At 51.2% G+C, this 19,353-nt stretch carries 19 protein-coding genes; 16 read left to right on the top strand and 3 right to left on the bottom strand.

The window, feature by feature from the left end:
• Positions 1–36 precede the first annotated feature (36 nt).
• The 9 genes from AB7038_RS16970 (at position 37) to tatC (ending at position 7,733) form a co-directional block, all read left to right on the top strand.
• Positions 37–819 (top strand): tyrosine-protein phosphatase, encoded by a 783-nt coding sequence (locus tag AB7038_RS16970; protein WP_349467948.1) that lies wholly within the window; start codon positions 37–39, stop codon positions 817–819.
• Positions 820–842: 23 nt separating this feature from the next.
• Positions 843–1,376 (top strand): DedA family protein, encoded by a 534-nt coding sequence (locus AB7038_RS16975; protein WP_072872458.1) that lies wholly within the window; start codon positions 843–845, stop codon positions 1,374–1,376.
• A gap of 183 nt (positions 1,377–1,559) precedes the next feature.
• A complete protein-coding gene (rmuC, locus tag AB7038_RS16980; protein ID WP_439958108.1) occupies positions 1,560–2,939 on the top strand; it encodes a DNA recombination protein RmuC in 1,380 nt (459 codons plus the stop codon).
• Positions 2,940–2,999: 60 nt separating this feature from the next.
• On the top strand, positions 3,000–3,755 hold the full coding sequence (ubiE, locus tag AB7038_RS16985) for a bifunctional demethylmenaquinone methyltransferase/2-methoxy-6-polyprenyl-1,4-benzoquinol methylase UbiE (protein WP_004238233.1): 756 nt from the start codon (positions 3,000–3,002) through the stop codon (positions 3,753–3,755).
• Position 3,756: 1 nt separating this feature from the next.
• Positions 3,757–4,431: an SCP2 domain-containing protein gene (locus AB7038_RS16990; protein WP_368890260.1), complete on the top strand. Its 675-nt coding sequence runs from the start codon at positions 3,757–3,759 to the stop codon at positions 4,429–4,431.
• On the top strand, positions 4,418–6,055 hold the full coding sequence (ubiB, locus tag AB7038_RS16995; RefSeq protein WP_072872461.1) for a ubiquinone biosynthesis regulatory protein kinase UbiB: 1,638 nt from the start codon (positions 4,418–4,420) through the stop codon (positions 6,053–6,055). Before AB7038_RS16990 ends, ubiB begins: the two co-directional genes overlap by 14 nt.
• A gap of 105 nt (positions 6,056–6,160) precedes the next feature.
• Positions 6,161–6,421 carry a Sec-independent protein translocase subunit TatA gene (gene tatA / locus AB7038_RS17000; protein ID WP_369453691.1) on the top strand — a complete coding sequence of 87 codons (261 nt, stop codon included), beginning with the start codon at positions 6,161–6,163 and terminating at the stop codon, positions 6,419–6,421.
• Positions 6,422–6,424: 3 nt separating this feature from the next.
• Entirely contained in the window at positions 6,425–6,955 is a 531-nt protein-coding gene (tatB, locus tag AB7038_RS17005; RefSeq protein ID WP_368890262.1) for a Sec-independent protein translocase protein TatB, read from the top strand.
• A gap of 22 nt (positions 6,956–6,977) precedes the next feature.
• Complete coding sequence (gene tatC / locus AB7038_RS17010) at positions 6,978–7,733, top strand: Sec-independent protein translocase subunit TatC (protein WP_072872463.1); 756 nt, start codon at positions 6,978–6,980, stop codon at positions 7,731–7,733.
• Positions 7,734–7,803: 70 nt separating this feature from the next.
• On the opposite strand, the gene rfaH is transcribed toward tatC, so the two are convergent.
• Positions 7,804–8,295 (bottom strand): transcription/translation regulatory transformer protein RfaH, encoded by a 492-nt coding sequence (gene rfaH / locus AB7038_RS17015; protein WP_072872464.1) that lies wholly within the window; start codon positions 8,293–8,295, stop codon positions 7,804–7,806.
• 205 nt (positions 8,296–8,500) lie between these two features.
• Here rfaH and pepE point away from each other — a divergent pair, with 205 nt between their 5' ends.
• From pepE to fre, 3 genes are all read left to right on the top strand, one after another.
• On the top strand, positions 8,501–9,226 hold the full coding sequence (gene pepE / locus AB7038_RS17020; RefSeq protein WP_369453692.1) for a dipeptidase PepE: 726 nt from the start codon (positions 8,501–8,503) through the stop codon (positions 9,224–9,226).
• Between the two features lie 73 nt (positions 9,227–9,299).
• Positions 9,300–10,772 (top strand): 4-hydroxy-3-polyprenylbenzoate decarboxylase, encoded by a 1,473-nt coding sequence (gene ubiD, locus AB7038_RS17025; RefSeq protein WP_214179481.1) that lies wholly within the window; start codon positions 9,300–9,302, stop codon positions 10,770–10,772.
• Between the two features lie 8 nt (positions 10,773–10,780).
• Positions 10,781–11,482 (top strand): NAD(P)H-flavin reductase, encoded by a 702-nt coding sequence (gene fre / locus AB7038_RS17030; RefSeq protein WP_201893446.1) that lies wholly within the window; start codon positions 10,781–10,783, stop codon positions 11,480–11,482.
• Between the two features lie 132 nt (positions 11,483–11,614).
• Here the strand turns inward: fre and fadA are convergent, their stop codons facing one another.
• Both fadA and fadB read right to left on the bottom strand, forming a co-directional pair.
• A complete protein-coding gene (gene fadA, locus AB7038_RS17035; protein ID WP_369453697.1) occupies positions 11,615–12,781 on the bottom strand; it encodes an acetyl-CoA C-acyltransferase FadA in 1,167 nt (388 codons plus the stop codon).
• A 7-nt stretch (positions 12,782–12,788) separates the two neighbouring features.
• On the bottom strand, positions 12,789–14,966 hold the full coding sequence (gene fadB / locus AB7038_RS17040) for a fatty acid oxidation complex subunit alpha FadB (protein ID WP_369453693.1): 2,178 nt from the start codon (positions 14,964–14,966) through the stop codon (positions 12,789–12,791).
• A 288-nt stretch (positions 14,967–15,254) separates the two neighbouring features.
• On the opposite strand from fadB, the gene pepQ reads away from it, so the two are divergent.
• The 4 genes from pepQ to hemG are packed head-to-tail and all read left to right on the top strand — an operon-like array spanning position 15,255 to position 19,223.
• Positions 15,255–16,589, top strand: a complete 1,335-nt coding sequence (gene pepQ / locus AB7038_RS17045; RefSeq protein WP_369453694.1) for a Xaa-Pro dipeptidase — start codon at positions 15,255–15,257, stop codon at positions 16,587–16,589.
• Entirely contained in the window at positions 16,589–17,215 is a 627-nt protein-coding gene (locus AB7038_RS17050; RefSeq protein WP_369453695.1) for an IMPACT family protein, read from the top strand. The genes pepQ and AB7038_RS17050 overlap by 1 nt, the downstream gene beginning before the upstream one ends.
• 20 nt (positions 17,216–17,235) lie before the next feature.
• Positions 17,236–18,687 (top strand): Trk system potassium transporter TrkH, encoded by a 1,452-nt coding sequence (trkH, locus tag AB7038_RS17055; protein ID WP_025154668.1) that lies wholly within the window; start codon positions 17,236–17,238, stop codon positions 18,685–18,687.
• Positions 18,688–18,698: 11 nt separating this feature from the next.
• Positions 18,699–19,223 (top strand): menaquinone-dependent protoporphyrinogen IX dehydrogenase, encoded by a 525-nt coding sequence (hemG, locus tag AB7038_RS17060; RefSeq protein WP_368890265.1) that lies wholly within the window; start codon positions 18,699–18,701, stop codon positions 19,221–19,223.
• The last annotated feature ends 130 nt before the right edge of the window (positions 19,224–19,353 follow it).

Consider the following 19,353-nt stretch of genomic DNA (forward strand, 5'->3'; position numbering starts at 1 on the left):
GCCGAACATACTGATAATAATGATAAAGAGGTATCAATGACCAGACAGCCATTACCGCATCCTTCCGTACTGCCGCTCGACGGCGGGATCAATTTCCGTGACCTGGGAAACAAAGTGCTGCCGGACGGCAGTAAAATCAAACCCGGCCTTCTGTTCCGTGCCGGGGCGTTGGATCGCCTGAGCGACAACGACTTAACCCGGTTGACAGAGCAGAATCTGTTTCAGATCCTGGATTACCGCGACAGTGGTGAAATTGCTGATAAACCGGACCGTCTGTGGAATGGCGCTCTGTACACGAACGCACCGGCAAATCCGATGTCAAAGGAAGTGGATGCTAACCTTGAGAAGCTCGGCAATGAAGCGCTGACGGAGTTTGACCCGAAAGCCTTTATGCTGCGCCTCTATGAACTGCTGCCGCTGGGCAACCCGGCGTATCATGCACTCGGTGATATGCTGCGCAACCCGGAAAAAGGCGGCATTGTGCAGCACTGTGCGGTCGGCAAAGACCGGACAGGTGTGGGCTCGGCACTGGTGCTGTTTGCACTCGGCGCGGATACCGATATGGTGATGGAAGATTACCTGCTGACCAATGACACACTGGCACCTTACCGCCATGAACTTCTGGCGGAACACGCGAAAAATATGCCGGAAGCGGTGGTGGAGAAATTCGCCTATGTTTACTCCGTACAGCCTGATTTCCTGAATACTGCACTGAAAAGCATTCATTCGCATTATGGCAGTATTGATACCTGGCTGGCGAAAGATATCGGGCTGACAACAGCAGTCCGCGACAAAATCCGCAACCATTTCCTTGAATAAGATCAGACAGTAAGGGGGATTTTCTGGCACCGGCAGATATTATCACCACCGTCACCGCGTTTGTCCGTGAACATGAGTTCTGGGCACTGCCGATTGTTTTCGTGCTGGCATTCGGTGAATCTCTCGCATTTCTTTCCCTGTTGTTTCCGGCAACGGTGATTCTGCTCGGGGTCGGGGCACTGATCGGGGAAGGCGGGCTGAATTTTCTGCCGGTCTTCCTCGCGGCGGCCACCGGTGGCTTTTTCGGCGACTGGATCTCCTATTACATCGGCTACTACTACAAGGACAATGTCCGTCATATGTGGCCGATTTCACGCTCCCCGCAAACCCTGGTCAGAGGGCATCAGTTCTTTGAAAAATGGGGAATATGGGGTGTCTTCTTCGGGCGCTTCTTCGGGCCGTTCCGTGCCGTGGTACCGCTGGTGGCCGGGATCTGCGCGATGCCGCAGCGTCATTTTCAGCTGGCGAACTTGTCTTCTGCCGTGATCTGGGCATTCGGCCTGCTGGCCCCCGGCGCGTTCGGGCTGAAATGGATGGCCGGACTGATGGGCGGATAGCGCCGCATTTTCACCGGATTACATTGATTTTTGCGTGACGCGCCGAAAAAAACGGCGGACAGTAAAAAGACAGTGGACATCTGTACAGTGCTATTTTACCGTAAGCGGCGTAAGTGACTCGCGGAGGAGACGGCCATCGTGGATATTCAGTGGCTTTATGGTTTTATCGGCATTCTGAGCGGTATTCTGCTGGGCGGCGGTGTGGTCTGGTTCAGTCTGCAACAGCGGCTGGCGGACAAAAACCGGCTGTTACAGGATAATATTGCGCAACTGGCTCTGCTGGATGAAACCCGGCGTCAGGCTGCATACTGGCAGCAGGCCAGGGAGCAGAGTGAGCAGTCACTGGAAAATGCCCGTCATATCAGCGCACAGCAGGAAGCGGAAATCCGTGAGCTGGCCACCCGGCTGGAAGAAAGCCGCCTGGCCGCCGAAGAAAAACAGCGGCTGCTGCTTAACAGTGAGCAGCGGCTGAATACTCAGTTTGAAAACCTGGCCGCCCGTATTTTTGAACAGAGCGGCCGCCGGACAGATGAACTCAACCGCCAGAGTCTGTCCATGCTGCTGCGTCCCTTCCGTGAACAGCTGGATAACTTTAACCGGCAGGTACAGGAAAGTTACAGCCAGGAAAGCCGCGAACGCCACACCCTGACACATGAAATTCAGCGCCTGCAACAGCTTAATCTGCGGATGGCGCAGGAAGCAGTCAATCTCACCAATGCCCTGAAAGGCGACAATAAAATGCAGGGTAACTGGGGGGAAACCATCCTTGCCCGTATTCTTGAAGCCTCCGGTCTGCGCGAGGGCCATGAATTTGCCACCCAGGTCAGTCTGAAAAATGAACAACAAAGCCGTTATCAGCCCGATGTGGTGATTTACCTGCCGCAGAACAAACAGGTGATTGTGGATGCCAAGGTGTCGCTGGTGGCTTATGAACGTTATTTCAACAGCGACACTCCGGAAACCCGCCAGGCGGCACTGACGGAACATATCAACTCTGTGCGTCAGCATATCCGCGGCCTGAGCCGCAAAGAATATCAGGATCTCAGCGGGATTAACTCGCTGGATTATGTACTGATGTTTATCCCTGTCGAACCGGCATTTCTGGCAGCGGTCGGGCAGGAAAGTGTGTTACTGGACGAAGCCCTCAGAAGCAATATCATGCTGGTCAGCCCGTCAACATTGCTGGTGGCGTTGCGGACAATCGCCAATCTCTGGCGTTATGAACATCAGCATGAAAACAGTCAGGCGATCGCACAGCGTGCCGCCCGTCTGTATGACAAACTTCGCCTGTTTACCGAGGAAATGGACGGCATCGGCCAGGCGCTGGATAAAGCCCAGAGCACGTACCACGGGGCGATGAAAAAACTGACCACCGGCCGCGGAAATCTGTTGTCACAGGCAGAAAGCTTCCGTGAGCTGGGCGTTGAGGTAAAACGCCCGCTGGATGAAATTCTGGTGCAGAAAGCCCGTCTCAGTGAACAGCAGGATACCGCTGGGGATGAACCGCCGGAGGTGGCGGCTAATTTCGCAGAACAACACAATGGGCATAGGGTTTTGCGGTAAAGGCTGATACACTTTTCCGATCACTAATTCATGCACACAGGCAAAACAGGCAAGAAGAGAATGGAAGAGCAATCCCGGGATACAATCGATTTTGGTTTTCGCACTGTAAACAGAAACGAAAAAGCAGGTATGGTGGCAAACGTCTTTCATTCTGTTGCCGCAAAATACGATCTGATGAATGACCTGATGTCTTTCGGCATCCATCGTGTCTGGAAACGTTTTACTATTGATGCCAGTGGTGTCCGCCGTGGTCAGCGGGTGCTGGATCTTGCCGGCGGAACCGGTGATTTCACTGCAAAATTCTCCCGTATGGTCGGCGAAAACGGGCAAGTGATCCTTGCGGATATTAACGACTCCATGCTGAAAATGGGCCGGGAAAAGCTGCGTAACCACGGGGTTGTCGGCAATGTGAATTATGTTCAGGCGAATGCCGAAGAACTGCCGTTCCCGGATGATTACTTCAACTGCATCATCATCTCTTTCGGGCTGCGTAATGTCACTGATAAAGACAAAGCACTCCGCTCCATGTTCCGTGTGTTAAAACCGGGCGGTCGTCTGCTGGTGCTGGAATTCTCCAAACCGGTGATTGAACCGCTGAGTAAAGTATATGACGCATACTCCTTCCACGTGCTGCCGCGTATCGGGCAGGCGGTTGTGAATGATGCGGACAGCTACCGCTATCTTGCCGAATCTATCCGTATGCATCCGGATCAGGAAACCCTGAAAGGCATGATGGAAAATGCCGGATTTGAGCATGTTTCCTATACCAATATGACCGGCGGCATTGTGGCGCTGCATAAAGGATTCAAATTCTGATATGGCCGATACGTTTGCAGAAAATATCCCGTCTCCTGTCAGTCCGCAGGCACTTTATCCTGTGGTTGCCGGATTTCTGGAAACGGTACTCAACCGGCTGCTGTACAGCGAAACGGTACTGAAACCGGCCCGCGCCCGTCTGACCGGCAAAACACTGACTCTCCGGCTGACAGAGCCGGATATGCAGTTCACGCTGATCTTCAGTGAAAAGCAGCTGGATGTGATTTCCCGCTGGGAAGACCCGGCGGACTGTGTGCTGCAAACCCGTTTTCTCACTCTGCTGAAACTGAAGGATAAACAACAGCTTTCTGCACTTATCCGGCAGGGTGATGTCATTATTGACGGCGATATGCAGGTCATTCAGCACTTTTCAGCGCTGCTGGATATGGCGGAATGGGATCCGGCACATTATCTGGCACCGTATACCGGTGATATTGCCGCGCAGACACTGACTCAGATTGCCGTAAAAGGCGGGCAGTTTATCCGTCGGGCGGTATGCCGCCAGCAGGAATATCTGACCGGTGCGGTCACCCGTGAGTGGGCGCTTGCTCCTTCCGCGCTGGAAGCCGCTCATTTCTGTGATGAAGTTGCGGATGCCGCACAAACCGCAGATGAACTTGAGGCGCGCCTTGCCCGTCTGGAAAAAAGAACAGGGAGCGGGTATGAGACCGAGTGAAATAAAACGCCTCTATTTTATCATCCGTACCCTCCTGAACTACGGGCTGGATGAGCTGATCCCCAAAAACCGCCTGAGCTGGGCTATCCGCCTCTGGCGCCGTTCACTGTTCTGGATGCCGAACAAGCATAAAGACAAAGTGCTGGGTGAGCGTCTGCGTCTGGCGCTTCAGGAGCTGGGACCGGTATGGATAAAGTTCGGGCAGATGCTTTCCACCCGCCGGGATCTGTTCCCGCCGGCCATTGCTGACCAGCTGGCGCTGCTGCAGGATCGCGTTTCATCATTTGACGGCAATCTGGCAAAAAAAACCATTGAAGATGCCCTGGAAGGGCCGGTGGAAACCTGGTTTGATGATTTTGACATCACACCGCTGGCATCCGCCTCGATTGCTCAGGTGCACACTGCGGTTCTGAGAGAAAACGGACAGGCGGTGGTACTAAAAGTGATCCGTCCGGATATCCTGCCGGTGATTCAGGCCGATATTCATCTGATGTACCGCCTGGCGAACATGGTTCCCCTGTTACCGGACGGCAGACGACTGCGGCCGAAAGAAGTTGTCCGTGAGTATGAAAAAACACTGCTGGATGAGCTGAATCTGCAACGCGAAGCGGCTAATGCCATTCAGCTGCGGCGTAATTTTGAAAACAGCCCGATGCTCTATGTGCCGGAGGTTTATCCGGATCTCTGCCGTGAAAATGTGCTGATCATGGAGCGTATCTACGGCATTCCTGTTTCTGATATTGCGGCTCTGCATGAGCAGGGCACTAATATGAAGCTGTTAGCTGAGCGTGGCGTTCAGGTCTTCTTTACGCAGGTTTTCCGCGACAGTTTCTTCCATGCGGATATGCATCCGGGTAATATTTTTGTCAGCCGTGAGCATCCGGACGATCCTCAGTATATCGGTATCGACTGCGGTATTGTCGGTTCACTGAATAAAGAAGATAAGCGATATCTCGCGGAAAACTTTATTGCCTTCTTTAACCGTGATTACCGTAAAGTGGCTGAGTTGCATGTGGATTCCGGATGGGTGCCGCCGGATACCAATGTGGAAGATTTTGAATTTGCTATCCGTACGGTGTGTGAACCGATTTTTGAAAAACCGCTGGCAGAAATCTCTTTCGGTCATGTGCTGCTGAATCTGTTTAATACCGCCCGGCGCTTTAATATGGAAGTTCAGCCGCAGCTGGTTTTATTACAGAAAACCCTGCTGTATGTTGAGGGGCTCGGACGCCAGCTCTATCCGCAGCTGGATCTGTGGAAAACCGCGAAACCATTCCTTGAGTCGTGGCTGAAAAGTCAGATTGGCGTGAAAGCCGTGATCCGCAGTATCAAAGAAAAAGCACCGTTCTGGGCAGAAAAACTACCGGAATTACCGGAACTGGTGTATGACAGTCTTAAGCAGCAGCGCCGTCTGCAGTCCGGTGTTGAGCGGCTGGCAGAGCAGATGAAACAGCAGCAGGCCGCTCAGCGGAAAGCGAATTTCTCCCTGGGCATCGGAGCGACGTTATTTATCTGTGCCGGGCTGTTTTATCTGGCCGGTGCACCGGTTGCACCATGGGTGCTGATGTTTTTTGGTGCGCTCACCTGGGTAACAGGATGGTGGCAATCCGGTAAAATGAAGTAAAGATTGAGTTAAAGCAAAGTTTCAACCTATGTTGTGTATTTCCGTATACGGCTGTGGTTGTATATAATGAAGTAAGTAGGTCCATATCAATTTGAGGTAAAACTAATGGCCGGTATTAATATTTGGCAATTGTTAATTATTGCTGTGATTGTTGTACTCCTGTTCGGAACAAACAAACTCCGTACCCTGGGATCTGATTTAGGCGCATCCATCAAGGGCTTTAAAAAAGCTATCGGTGATGAAGATCAGAATAAAGCAGATACAACAACATCCGGAAAAGACGCGGATTTTGAACAAAAAAATATCGCAGAAAAGAAAGCTGATTCAGCTGAGCAGCCAGAGAATAAAAACAAAGAGCAGGTATAACCCGTGTTTGACATCGGTTTTGGTGAACTGATCTTAGTATTGGTTATCGGACTTGTGGTTCTGGGACCTGAACGCCTTCCGGTTGCTGTGAAAACAGTAGCCGGCTGGATCCGTGTGATGCGTTCAATGGCTGCCAATGTGCAGAATGAGCTGACCCAGGAACTCAAACTTCAGGAGTTGCAGGATAACCTGAAAAAAATGGAAGAGCAGGCCGGTAAAGCCATTTCACCTGAATTGAAGGCATCGATGGATGAACTGAAAGAAGCAGCAGATACATTACGCCGCTCTTATCAGGAACCGGTGGATACACTGAAAAAGCAGCTCGACCCGGAAGCACTGGCTGACCAGGAACTTGACATCCCGTCTGCCCGTCCGGCATCAGCCGGCTCTCCGGCGTCGGAAAATCCGGCTCCGGCAGCCCCATCCCCGGTGGCTGCAGAAGAAATCCCGGCCCGGCCATCACCGGAAATCAGTGACACAGAATCTGTACCGTCACCGGTAACTGCTGCTGCGTCAGATTCACAGAAACATTAATAGATTACGGTAAAAGTACGTTATGGCTGTTGAAGACACGCAACCGCTGATCACTCATTTAATCGAATTACGAAAACGCATTCTCAACAGCCTGATTGCAGTCTTTGTTGTGTTTGTTGCGTTGGCGTATTTCTCAAATGATATCTATCAGCTGGTATCCTCGCCGCTGGTGAGCAAACTGCCGCAGGGCTCGAACATGATCGCAACGGATGTTGCATCACCGTTCCTGGCGCCGATCAAGCTGACCATCATGGTCTCCATTTTTATTTCGGCACCGTACATTCTGTATCAGGTCTGGGCTTTTATCGCACCCGCGCTGTATAAGCATGAACGCCGGTTATTAATGCCGCTGCTGTTTTTCAGCACTGTGCTGTTTTATATGGGGATGGCATTTGCGTATTTTGTTGTCTTCCCGCTGGCGTTTGGTTTCTTTACCTCGACAGCACCGCAGGATGTGGTCATTGCGACAGATATTAATAACTATCTCAGCTTTGTCATGGCGCTGTTTATGGCGTTTGGTATCTCCTTCGAGGTGCCGATTGCCATTATTCTGTTGTGCTGGAGCGGTGCGACGACCGTTGCCTCACTGAAGCAGAAGCGGCCGTATATTCTGGTCGGGGCTTTTGTGGTGGGGATGCTGCTGACACCACCGGATGTATTCTCGCAGACGCTGCTGGCTATCCCGATGTATCTGCTGTTTGAAGTCGGTGTGTTCTTTGCCCGTTTCTATGTACCGCGCAGTAAAGAACAACCGCAGGATGAAGAAGCCGAAGAGTAACGCTATACTGCTTCAGGTAAAAACCGCCTTAACAACAGGCGGTTTTTTGTTTCCGGGAGGCGGAAAATACTCAGAGTTTCCGGATAAAGCTGGTGTTATCCACTTTTTTAGTCAGCTCTTTACTGATCAGCGTCAGCAGCAGCACCGAACGGGTGTCACCGTCCGGCTCCTGATAAATTGCCTCCAGGCCTTTAAACATCCCTTCGGTGATTTCCACAATATCCCCTGGTTGCGGAACATTTTGCTCCGACAGGCTGATACATTCGGCATTTTTCAGCTCTTCAATCAATGATGCGGGAACAACCGCAGGCAGCGGTCCGAAACGGACGAAATGATTGACGCCGCGCGTTGAGTTAATCGTGGTTGTATGAATAATTTCGGGATCAAAAGAAATAAACAGGTAATTCGGGAACAGGGGCTCATTGACCGTCACACGTTTGCCGCGAACCACTTTTTCAATATTTGCCATCGGTGTCAGGCATTCCACCTGCTGCCGCTGCAAATGTTCCATTGCCCGCGGAAGTTGTCCGCGTTTGCAGTACAATAAATACCAATCCTTCATTACGCTATCCAACACAAACGGGGCTTATATAAAGCCTGATAATAACAAATTTGTTTTACTATGAATGCAACAAATGGCGATTTAAGACAAATGAGTGTGAATTCAGTCCCTTATTTGAGTTGCTTTTTACCGTAGAATGATGTCATTTAATGAGTTATAAACTAATTATCATATTTATGATGACAGAATAATAAGGGCAATGTCGATGGACATTTTTTTACTCAGTAACGGCAAACTTTCCGGTAACCCGCAATGGCTCAGTTATGCACAGGATCGCATCCGGACAATGATAAAAACCCGCGGGATCCGCTCTGCAGTGCTGATTGCATATGCCGTTATCCGTGCTGATCACGACCAGCGTGCCCGTGAACTTTCCGAAGCGCTGGGCATTGATGTTACCTGTATCGAACATTTTGATTCCCCGGTTCAGGCTGTCGAAAATGCGGAATGTATTCTTGTCAGCGGCGGAAATACCTGGCTGCTGAATCAGTTACTGCATGAAAATGGCCTGGTTGTGCCGATCCAGCGCGCGGTTCGTGAACGAAATATCCCGTATATCGGCTGGAGTGCCGGGTGTAACGTTGCCACGCCGAGTATCCGGACCACCAATGATATGCCGGTTCGTAACTGCGTGGTGATGCCGTCTCTGGGGCTGTTCCCTGTTCAGATTAACCCTCACTATATTGACGCGGTGATCAGCGGCCATATGGGGGAAACCCGTGATGAGCGGATTGCGGAATTCTGTGCCATCAATCCGGATGAGATTGTTGTGGCGCTGCGTGAAGGTAGCGGCTTCCATATCACCGGAAATGAGCTGCACTACTTCAGCGGCAAAAATGAAGGATTCAAACTCTTTCAGCACAACAAAATATTCCCGGAACAATTCGATACCAGCGCTCTGGCAGACCGGGTTCCGTTCCGCTGCTGCTGATCCCTGTACTTGTAACAGTGGGCGGGATTCCTATAATGGAGTCCCTTCCACCTGCTGACAGATTAATAACATAATGAAATATCGGGACCTGAGAGATTTTCTCACCATTCTGGAAAGTCAGGGCGAGCTTAAACGGATCAAAACTGAAGTCGATCCTTACCTCGAAATGACGGAAATTGCTGATCGCACACTGCGTGCTGGCGGCCCTGCATTGCTGTTTGAAAATCCGAAAGGTTATTCAATGCCGGTGCTCTGTAATCTGTTCGGCACAACCAAACGGGTTGCGATGGGAATGGGGCAGGAGGATGTCAAAGCACTGCATGATGTCGGTAAATTGCTGGCTTTCCTGAAAGAACCGGATCCGCCGAAAGGGTTCCGTGACCTTATCGATAAGCTGCCGAAGTTTAAGCAGGTTCTCAATATGCCGACCAAACGGCTGAGCTCCGCGCCGTGTCAGACGCATGTTTTCACCGGCAATGACGTGGATCTGACAAAAATCCCGGTTATGCACTGCTGGCCGGATGATGCGGCACCACTGATCACCTGGGGGCTGACCGTCACCCGCGGGCCGTTTAAAGATCGCCAGAATTTAGGTATTTACCGCCAGCAGGTGCTGGGAAAAAATAAACTGATTATGCGCTGGTTATCGCATCGCGGCGGCGCACTCGATTTTCAGGAATGGTGTCAGGCACACCCGGGAGAACGCTTCCCGGTTGCGGTGGCTCTGGGTGCTGACCCAGCAACAATTCTCGGCGCGGTGACTCCGGTTCCGGATACCTTGTCCGAATACGCTTTTGCCGGGTTACTGCGCGGTAATAAATCCGAAGTCGTGAAATGCATTTCTAATGATCTGGAAGTTCCTGCCGGTGCTGAAATTATCCTTGAAGGGTATATTGAGCCGGGTGAAACCGCACCGGAAGGGCCGTACGGGGATCATACCGGCTATTACAACGAAGTGGATGATTTTCCTGTCTTTACGGTCACACATATTACCCAGCGTGATGAACCTATCTATCACTCAACCTATACCGGCCGTCCGCCGGATGAACCGGCAACGCTGGGTGTGGCCCTGAATGAAGTGCTGGTGCCGATTTTGCAGAAACAGTTCCCTGAAATTGTCGATTTTTATCTGCCGCCGGAAGGGTGTTCATACCGCCTGGCCGTTGTCACCATGAAAAAGCAGTATGCGGGACATGCAAAGCGGGTCATGATGGGAGTCTGGTCGTATTTACGGCAATTTATGTACACTAAATTTGTCATTGTCTGCGATGATGATATCAATGCCCGTGACTGGAATGATGTGATCTGGGCGATCACTACCCGGATGGATCCGGCCCGGGACACTGTCATGATGGAAAATACCCCGATTGACTATCTCGATTTTGCATCTCCGGTATCGGGGCTGGGATCGAAGATGGGACTGGATGCAACAAATAAATGGCCCGGCGAAACCTCGCGCGAGTGGGGCAAACCGATTGTTATGACCGATGAAGTCAGACAGCGTGTTGACGCCATATGGGACGAATTAAATATTCTCGATAATTGAGGGAGCACATGGCAACGTTAAACTGCAAAGTTACCTCTGTTGAATCTATAACGGATACGGTATACCGCATAAAATTATTACCGGATGGTGATTTTTCATTCAAAGCCGGACAATATCTGATGGTGGTGATGGATGAACGGGATAAGCGCCCGTTCTCAATGGCATCCGCGCCGTCATCCCGGCAGGAAATTGAGCTGCATATCGGTGCATCCGAATTTAATCTTTATGCTATGGCGGTGATGGACCGGATCCTGGATAACCGCCGGGTGACCATTGATATCCCGCACGGCAACGCCTGGTTCCGGGAAAACAGTGACGCACCGATGCTCCTGATTGCCGGAGGAACCGGTTTTTCTTACACCCGTTCTGTTCTGCTGGCGGCACTGGAAGAAAATCCGCAGCGTGATATCACGTTTTACTGGGGTGCCAGAGAGCATGTTTATCTCTATGACCTCGGTGAATTGCAGGCTCTCGCCGAAACACATCCGAACCTGAAAATTATTCCTGTTGTTGAACAGCCGGATGATACCTGGCGCGGACGAACCGGTACTGTGCTCAGTGCGGTTCTGGATGATTTTGGTTCACTGGCCGGAAAAGATATCTATATTGCCGGTCGTTTTGAAATGGCTAAAATCGCCCGTGAGCGTTTCTGCCAGGAGCGTGGTGCTGATGCCGGCCGCCTGTTTGGTGATGCGTTCGAATTTATTTAAAGAAAATCCCGCCCCCTGACGGCGGGAGTATGCTGATAACAGGTCAGCTAAACGGTTAAAGCAGTATCAGCGACGTATTGTGCAGTGTGACGAAGCAGAAAACGTCGCTGTTATTTATAACGTTCTCAGTGATCAGCCACGGACACGTTCAATCAAGGTTGCTATCCCCTGACCAAAACCAATACACATCGTCGCCAGACCGAACTGTGCATCCCGCTGCTCCATGGCTGTCAGCAGTGAATTAATGATCCGGGTGCCGGAACAGCCGAGCGGGTGCCCGAGAGCAATCGCGCCGCCATGCAGATTCACTTTGTCATCATAACAGTCAGATAATCCCATACCCCTCAGGCAGGCAAGTGCCTGTGCCGCAAATGCTTCGTTCAGTTCGATAACATCAATATCTGCCAGCGTCAGTCCGGCCTTTTTCAGAACTGCCTGTGTTGCCTGTACCGGGCCGTATCCCATCAGTGCCGGTTCACAGCCGGTAACACTCATCGCCCGTACCACTGCCCTCGGAGATAAACCATGTTCACGTGCATAGTGCTCCCCGGCCAGCAGAGTTACTGATGCGCCATCTGAAATTGCAGAGGAGTTACCGGCGGTAACCGTACCGCTGACCGGATCAAATACCGGACGCAATGCGGCCAGCTCAGAAAGACTGCCGTTATCGCGGACGGTTTCATCCCGGGTGGCAATGACAGGTACTCCGGCCTGGTTATGCCCCTGAACCGGGTGGATTTCACGGCTGAATCTGTTATCACGGAACGCCTGTGCGGCCCGCTGATGTGAACGCAGAGCAAATTCATCCTGTGACTCACGGCTGACAGAAAACTGCCGCGCCAGAGCTTCGGCTGTCAGTCCCATCATGCCGGACGCTTTGGCGGTGTGCAGTGCGGCAGCAGGATTGATATCGATACCGTGTGTCATCGGGATATGACCCATATGTTCAACGCCTCCTGCAAGTGCCAGTTTGCCGTCACCGGTCTGAATCAGACGGGCAGCATCATGCAGGGCCTGCATAGATGAACCGCACAATCGGTTAACGGTAACCGCCGGCACCGTATGCGGAATATCTGTCAGCAGGGCGGCATGACGGGCTATATTAAACGCCTGTTCGCCGGTCTGCTGCACACATCCCCAGATAATGTCATCAATATCGCCAGCGTTGATATTATTACGTTTTACCACTGCACTCATCACTTCGGCTGAGAGTGTGTCCGCCCGGACATGCCGGAATATACCGTTTTTGGAGCGGCCCATTGAGGTGCGGAGACCATCAATTATCATGACTTTTTCCATATAAACCTCACTGTGCAGTAACAGGGTGACTATCCGGTTGCGGATAATAAGGAGTGTTATTAACAGCATGAGCCCGCAAACTGTCCGGAATGACATAAAGCGGACCAAGTGCGCGGTATTGCTCTGCTTTTTCACAGAAGGCGCGGGTGCCGGTATCATCCAGATAACGGAAAATACCGCCCCGGAACGGCGGAAAACCAAGGCCGTAGACCAGTGCCAGGTCTGCTTCGGCCGGGCTGCTGATAATGCCTTCCTCGTAGCAGCGGATAACTTCGTTCACCATCGGAATCATCAGGCGGTCGATAATCTCGTCTGCCGTAAAGTCACGGGGCGTGCGTTCCAGCGGAGCAAGTACTTCTTCGAGCTGTTCATCGGGCTGTTTCTGCAGGCGGCCTTTACCGTCATCAGTATGGCGGTAAAACCCGAGACGGCTTTTCTGCCCCAGTCGTTTCAGCCCGGCAAACAGACTGATGACATTGCGCTCTTCAACGATCATCCGTCCCGGATAGCCCTCAGCCATCACATGCTGTACATGATTGGCGGTATCCAGCCCGACAACATCGAGCAACAGCGCCGGTCCCATCGGCCAGCCGAATTCCTGTTCCATCACGCGGTCAACCGCTTTAACATCCGCTCCGCCGGAGACCAGCAGAGAAAAGGCGTTCAGATACGGAAACAGGACCCGGTTGATAAAGAATCCCGGACAATCTCCCACCACAACCGGAGTTTTTCCCATTTTGTGGGCATAGTGCACCACAGCGGCGATTGTGTCGTCTGAGGTTTTCTCTCCCCGGATCACTTCAACCAGCGGCATTTTAGGTACGGGATTGAAAAAATGCATTCCGCAGAAATTGTGCGGGCGTTTCAGCGCCTGAGCCAGTTCACTGACAGGGATCGAAGAAGTATTTGATGTCAGAATGCAGTGTTCGCTGACCTGTTGTTCAATATCGGCCAGCACTTTTTGTTTGATGGCCTTGTTCTCAACAACCGCTTCAACCACAATATCGCAGTCACTGAGTTCATTATCATGGCGGACGGGGTGGATAGCGGCACGTATCCCGGCGGCCTGAACCACGGTCATTTTTCCTGACTGACACTGTTTTTCCAGCAGTTTTACGGCTTCATCAATACCGGCCTGCAGGGCGGCAGGCTGAATATCTTTCAGGTGTACCGGAATGCCGCTGTAAGCTGACTGGTAAGCAATACCACCACCCATAATACCGGCACCGATAACAGCGGCCTGTTCCGGTGCGTCACGTAAAGCGATCTGCCGGCGGGTGAGGCCTTTCACATATTGTTCATTCAGGAAAAGTGAAACCAGAGCCCCGGCGGTGAGTGTCCGGGTCAGTGGTATAAAATGCGCGGTTTCGCAGAGCAGTGCCTCATCGCGCGGTAGTCCGGCTCCGGCTTCTATTCCGTTTACTGCCGCCATCGGCGCCGGGTAATGTTTTCCGGCCTTCTGCCGGACAAGGGCTTTAGCGGTGATAAAGCTCATTTGTAACTCTGCGGGACGCAGCTGCAACGCGGATTTTTTCTGCCGCCGCCGTGTCTGCCAGTCCATCCGGCCACTGATGGCCTGTTCCAGCAGTATCAGTGAGCCGTTAATCAGTTCATCATCCTGCACAATGCCGTCAGCCAGACCGAGTTTCAGTGCTTCACCGGCAGTCACGATTTTTCCCTGTGTGATCAGTTCAAGGGCATTATCGCAGCCAATCAGACGGGGCAGGCGGACTGAGCCGCCGAAGCCCGGCATTATTCCGAGTTTGGTTTCCGGCAGGCCGATACGCAGATCGTCAGTGGCAAGCCGGTAATCTGTTGTCAGTGCGCACTCACACCCGCCGCCGAGTGTGAATTTCCGCAGTGCGGCGACAGTAGGTACGGGCAGATCTTCAATCCGGTTAAACAATCTGTTGGCGAAATTCAGCCATTCAGTCAGCTGTTCCGCCGGCGCATTAAACAGAGTCAGAAATTCTGTAATATCCGCTCCCAGAATAAAGCTCTCTTTGGCGGAGGTAATAATCAGGCCTTTCAGCTGTGGTGTTTGTTCAAGGCAGGCAACGGCTTCATCCAGTGAGGCAATTGTCCGGGTATCCAGTTTATTTATCGCTCCCTGCGCATCAAAAACAAGTTTTGCAATTCCTTCTTTTTCCCAGCTGACCTTCATTGATTCACTGTGATAAAGCATACGGTTCTCCTTAAATATTGCATTGCTCCGGTAAAGGATGAGAACACCATGTGGTATGACCAGATGAGGTAATTGTGATTTTTTTGTTAACGAAAGCAAATGAAATGATGATTTTTTGCGCTGAAGATCACGCAAAATGTCTCAATATGCAGAAACAGAAAAGAAAAACGTCGTGACGCGCCGAAGATTCCCGGTAAATAACCGGGGATGACATAGCCTGCCATATCCATAATCGCGGAGATCATGCTAAGCTTTTGTCACTATCATAATGAAAAAAGGTCAATTCCCATGGAAAAAATGGCATCCCTCTACCGTGAGCACATCGCAACATTATTACAGCGTACCCGCGATATTCTTGCGCGTGAGAAACTGGACTCGTTACTGATCCACTCCGGTGAACCGATACGCATTTTTCTCGATGATCGTGACTATCCCTTTAAAAGTAACGTACATTTTAAAGCGTGGGTGCCGGTAACTGATGTACCGCATTGCTGGCTGTGGACTGACGGTGTGAATAAACCGAAATTATGGTTCTATTCTCCGGTTGATTACTGGCACAGTGTCGAGGCGTTACCTTCTTCTTACTGGACAAACGATGTTGAGGTTATCCATCTGAAGAATGTCGGTGATATTGCCTCCATGCTGGCATCACAGGATAAAACCCGCATTGCGTATATCGGGCCGAATACCGATCGTGCCGCAGCGCTGGGGATCAGCAGCAGTCATATTAACCCGAAAGCGGTGCTGGATTTCTTTGCGTTTTATCGTTCATATAAAACAGATTACGAACTGGCCTGTATGCGTGAAGCACAAAAAATGGCGGTTAACGGGCATCTTGCCGCCCATGAGGCATTTTTATCCGGCCTGAGTGAATTTGATATCAATATGGCGTATCTGATGGCAACCGGCCATCGTGATACTGATGTACCGTATGACAATATTGTTGCTATTAATGAAAACGCCGCTGTTCTGCACTACACCAAACTGAATAAAAACGCACCGCATACACGGCACAGCTTCCTGATTGATGCCGGTGCGGAGTTCAATGGTTATGCCGCAGATTTAACACGGACGTATGCTGCTGATGCTGATAGCGATTTCGCACAACTGGTCTCTGATCTGAATGATGAGCAGCAGTCACTGATCAGTGATATTAAAGCCGGAGTCCGCTATACCGATTACCATATTCAGATGCATCACCGAATCGCGAAGCTGCTGAAAAAACATAAGATCATCACCGGAATGTCTGAAGAAGCTATGGTCAGTGAAGGGGTAACCACACCATTCCTGCCGCATGGTCTGGGGCATCCGCTGGGTCTTCAGGTTCATGATGCTGCCGGGTTTATGCAGAATGATCAGGGTGAGCATCTGGCAGCACCGGAAATGTATCCGTTCCTGCGCTGCACCCGTATTCTGGAGCCGCGTATGGTGCTGACAATCGAGCCGGGACTGTATTTTATTGAGTCTCTGCTGGCACCGTGGCGTGAGGGTAAGTTCAGTCAGCACTTTGACTGGAAACGTATTGAGCAGTTTAAACCTTGTGGCGGCATCCGCATTGAAGATAACATTATTATCCATGACAACAGTGTGGAAAATATGACGCGGGATCTGAATCTGTCGTAATGAAATCGTACCTTATACCGGCTGAGCCGGTTATGTTTACTGAAGAGATAAAAAAAAGCCGTTTCATCACCCTGTTGCAGCATACGGACGGGGTGGATGAAGCAAAGCAATTTATTCAGTCTGTCAAAAATGAATATCCCGATGCCCGGCACCATTGCTGGGCATTTGTTGCGGGGCGTCCCGATGATTCGCAGCAACTGGGATTTTCCGATGACGGTGAGCCGACCGGAACAGCAGGTAAACCGATGATTGCACCGCTGCTCGGCAGCGGAATCGGGGAAATTACGGCGGTGGTTGTCCGCTATTTCGGCGGAATAAAATTAGGCACCGGCGGGCTGGTCCGTGCATACGGCAGCGGCGTTCAGCAGGCACTGAAACTGCTGGTGACGAAAACCAAAATCCCGCAGGTGATCTGTGAAATAACCTGTGATTACAGTTTTATCAGCCAGGCAGAATTAGTGGTCCGGCAGGTGGACGGCACGATAATCAACAGTGATTTCGGTGCGGATGTGACGTTACGTATTTCGATTCCTGCTACCTTACTGAGTGAGGTTAGTGATAAATTACGTGACCTGAGCCGGGGGATGTTTGAGCTTAAATGCCCTGATGACACCACCGGAAACTGATTTCTGAGGACTCTGCTGCAATGCATTTTCGCGCCATAACCCGTATTGTCGGGTTACTCGTCATTATTTTTTCTGTCACCATGATCATTCCCGGGATTGTGGCGCTTATCTATAAAGACGGTGCAGGTAAAGCATTCAGTCAGACATTCCTGGCGGCACTGATTATCGGCCTGTTGCTCTGGATCCCGAACCGCAATAAAAAAAGTGAGTTAAAACCGAAAGAAGGTTTTCTGATAGTGGTGTTGTTCTGGACGGTGCTGGGCAGTGTCGGGGCATTACCTTTCATTTTTTCTGAGCGTCCGAACCTGTCGGTGACCGATGCGTTTTTTGAATCATTCTCCGGCTTAACCACAACGGGTGCCACCACACTGGTCGGTCTGGATACTCTGCCCAAAGCGATTTTATTCTACCGGCAGATGTTACAGTGGCTGGGCGGGATGGGGATCATCGTACTGGCTGTTGCTATCCTGCCGCTGCTGGGTGTCGGGGGAATGCAGTTGTACCGGGCGGAAATGCCGGGGCCGCTGAAAGACAATAAAATGCGCCCGAGGATTGCGGAAACGGCAAAAACGCTCTGGCTGATTTATGTGTTTCTCACCATCGTCTGTGCAATTGCTCTCTGGTTTGCGGGGATGGATGTTTTTGATGCGATATCCCACAGCTTTTCCACTATCGCCATCGGCGGATTTTCCACCCATGATGCCAGTATCGGTTACTTTAACAGTCCGGCAATTAACACCATCATTGCCATTTTCCTGCTGATCTCGGGCTGTAACTATGGCCTGCACTTTGCAGTACTGACCGGACGCAGCCTGGGTGTCTACTGGCGTGACCTGGAATTCAGGATGTTTATTTCCCTCCAGCTTGTGCTGGTCGTGATCTGTGCGTTGGTTTTGTGGAAGTTTGATGTCTATGCTACGGAGGGACAAACCCTCAACCAGGCATTTTTCCAGGTTGTCTCGATGGCGACAACAGCCGGGTTCTCTACTGACAGTTTCTATAAATGGCCGTTATTCCTGCCGATGCTGTTGCTGTGTGCCGCATTTGTCGGCGGATGTGCGGGGTCGACCGGTGGTGGTCTGAAGGTTATCCGTATTATGCTGCTGTTCCTTCAGGGGGCACGTGAACTGAAACGTCTTGTGCATCCGAATGCGGTTTACACTATCAAACTGGGCCGCAGGGCATTGCCGGAACGCATTATCGAAGCTGTCTGGGGATTCTTCTCCGCCTATGCACTGGTCTTTGTGGTCAGTATGCTGTTACTGATAGCGACAGGTGTTGATGAATTTTCCGCTTTCTCTGCGATAGCCACCACACTGAATAACCTGGGACCGGGGCTGGGAACGCTGGGGGAGAACTTTACTACCCTGAATCCGGGCGGGAAATGGATCCTTGTCGTGACGATGTTATTTGGTCGTCTGGAAGTCTTTACTTTGCTGGTATTGCTGACGCCGACGTTCTGGCGTGATTAACGGAGTGTTTCATGTCGTACTTGTTGCTTTATTCCGGCCATGACGGGCAGACAAAAAAAATCATTACTGAAATTGCCCTGCATTTGCGCAAAGCAGGGGCGGAGTGTGACGTCCGCTCTTTGCAGGATAATCAGCCGCTGAATCTGGCACCATATGAGAAGGTTCTGATCGGGGCATCTATCCGCTACGGTCACTTTAACCGCGCGCTGGATAAATTCGCGAAGTTGCACGCAGTGCAGCTGAATCAGATGAAAACCGCTTTCTTCGGTGTGAACCTGACAGCCCGTAAACCGGAAAAACGGACACCGGAGACAAATGTGTATGTCCGGAAGTTCCTGGCGGCGACACCCTGGAAGCCGACCGTCAGTACGGTATTCGCCGGGGCATTGCTGTATCCGCGTTACGGTTGGTTTGACCGGATGATGATCCGCCTGATTATGAAAATGACGAAAGGTGAAACGGATACCACTAAAGAAGTGGAATACACGGATTGGCAGCAGGTTGAAGCCTTTGCTGCTGAGTTTGTTCAGATTTAAAGCAAATCACCGGCATTTTGCCGGATAAAACACCGTTGTGGTGAAAAAAGTGTCAAACAGAAAAAAAGTTGAAATAAACACTTGCGTGATCTCAGCGAGTGTCTATAATGCGCCACCACTGACACGGAAC

The organism is Morganella morganii (assembly GCF_041099235.1).
GTDB classification, from domain to species: Bacteria; Pseudomonadota; Gammaproteobacteria; order Enterobacterales; family Enterobacteriaceae; genus Morganella; species Morganella morganii_E.

Excerpts from the sequence above, each read along its gene's own strand:
- fre (WP_201893446.1), top strand. The coding sequence starts at position 10,781 with ATGGCAACGTTAAACTGCAAAGTTACCTCTGTTGAATCTATAACGGAT.
- hemG (WP_368890265.1), top strand. The coding sequence starts at position 18,699 with ATGTCGTACTTGTTGCTTTATTCCGGCCATGACGGGCAGACAAAAAAA.
- tatC (WP_072872463.1), top strand. The coding sequence starts at position 6,978 with ATGGCTGTTGAAGACACGCAACCGCTGATCACTCATTTAATCGAATTA.
- AB7038_RS16970 (WP_349467948.1), top strand. The coding sequence starts at position 37 with ATGACCAGACAGCCATTACCGCATCCTTCCGTACTGCCGCTCGACGGC.
- AB7038_RS16990 (WP_368890260.1), top strand. The coding sequence starts at position 3,757 with ATGGCCGATACGTTTGCAGAAAATATCCCGTCTCCTGTCAGTCCGCAG.
- ubiD (WP_214179481.1), top strand. The coding sequence starts at position 9,300 with ATGAAATATCGGGACCTGAGAGATTTTCTCACCATTCTGGAAAGTCAG.
- ubiB (WP_072872461.1), top strand. The coding sequence starts at position 4,418 with ATGAGACCGAGTGAAATAAAACGCCTCTATTTTATCATCCGTACCCTC.
- ubiE (WP_004238233.1), top strand. The coding sequence starts at position 3,000 with ATGGAAGAGCAATCCCGGGATACAATCGATTTTGGTTTTCGCACTGTA.
- fadB (WP_369453693.1), bottom strand. The coding sequence starts at position 14,966 with ATGCTTTATCACAGTGAATCAATGAAGGTCAGCTGGGAAAAAGAAGGA.
- tatA (WP_369453691.1), top strand. The coding sequence starts at position 6,161 with ATGGCCGGTATTAATATTTGGCAATTGTTAATTATTGCTGTGATTGTT.
- trkH (WP_025154668.1), top strand. The coding sequence starts at position 17,236 with ATGCATTTTCGCGCCATAACCCGTATTGTCGGGTTACTCGTCATTATT.
- pepQ (WP_369453694.1), top strand. The coding sequence starts at position 15,255 with ATGGAAAAAATGGCATCCCTCTACCGTGAGCACATCGCAACATTATTA.
- rfaH (WP_072872464.1), bottom strand. The coding sequence starts at position 8,295 with ATGAAGGATTGGTATTTATTGTACTGCAAACGCGGACAACTTCCGCGG.
- pepE (WP_369453692.1), top strand. The coding sequence starts at position 8,501 with ATGGACATTTTTTTACTCAGTAACGGCAAACTTTCCGGTAACCCGCAA.
- AB7038_RS17050 (WP_369453695.1), top strand. The coding sequence starts at position 16,589 with ATGAAATCGTACCTTATACCGGCTGAGCCGGTTATGTTTACTGAAGAG.
- fadA (WP_369453697.1), bottom strand. The coding sequence starts at position 12,781 with ATGGAAAAAGTCATGATAATTGATGGTCTCCGCACCTCAATGGGCCGC.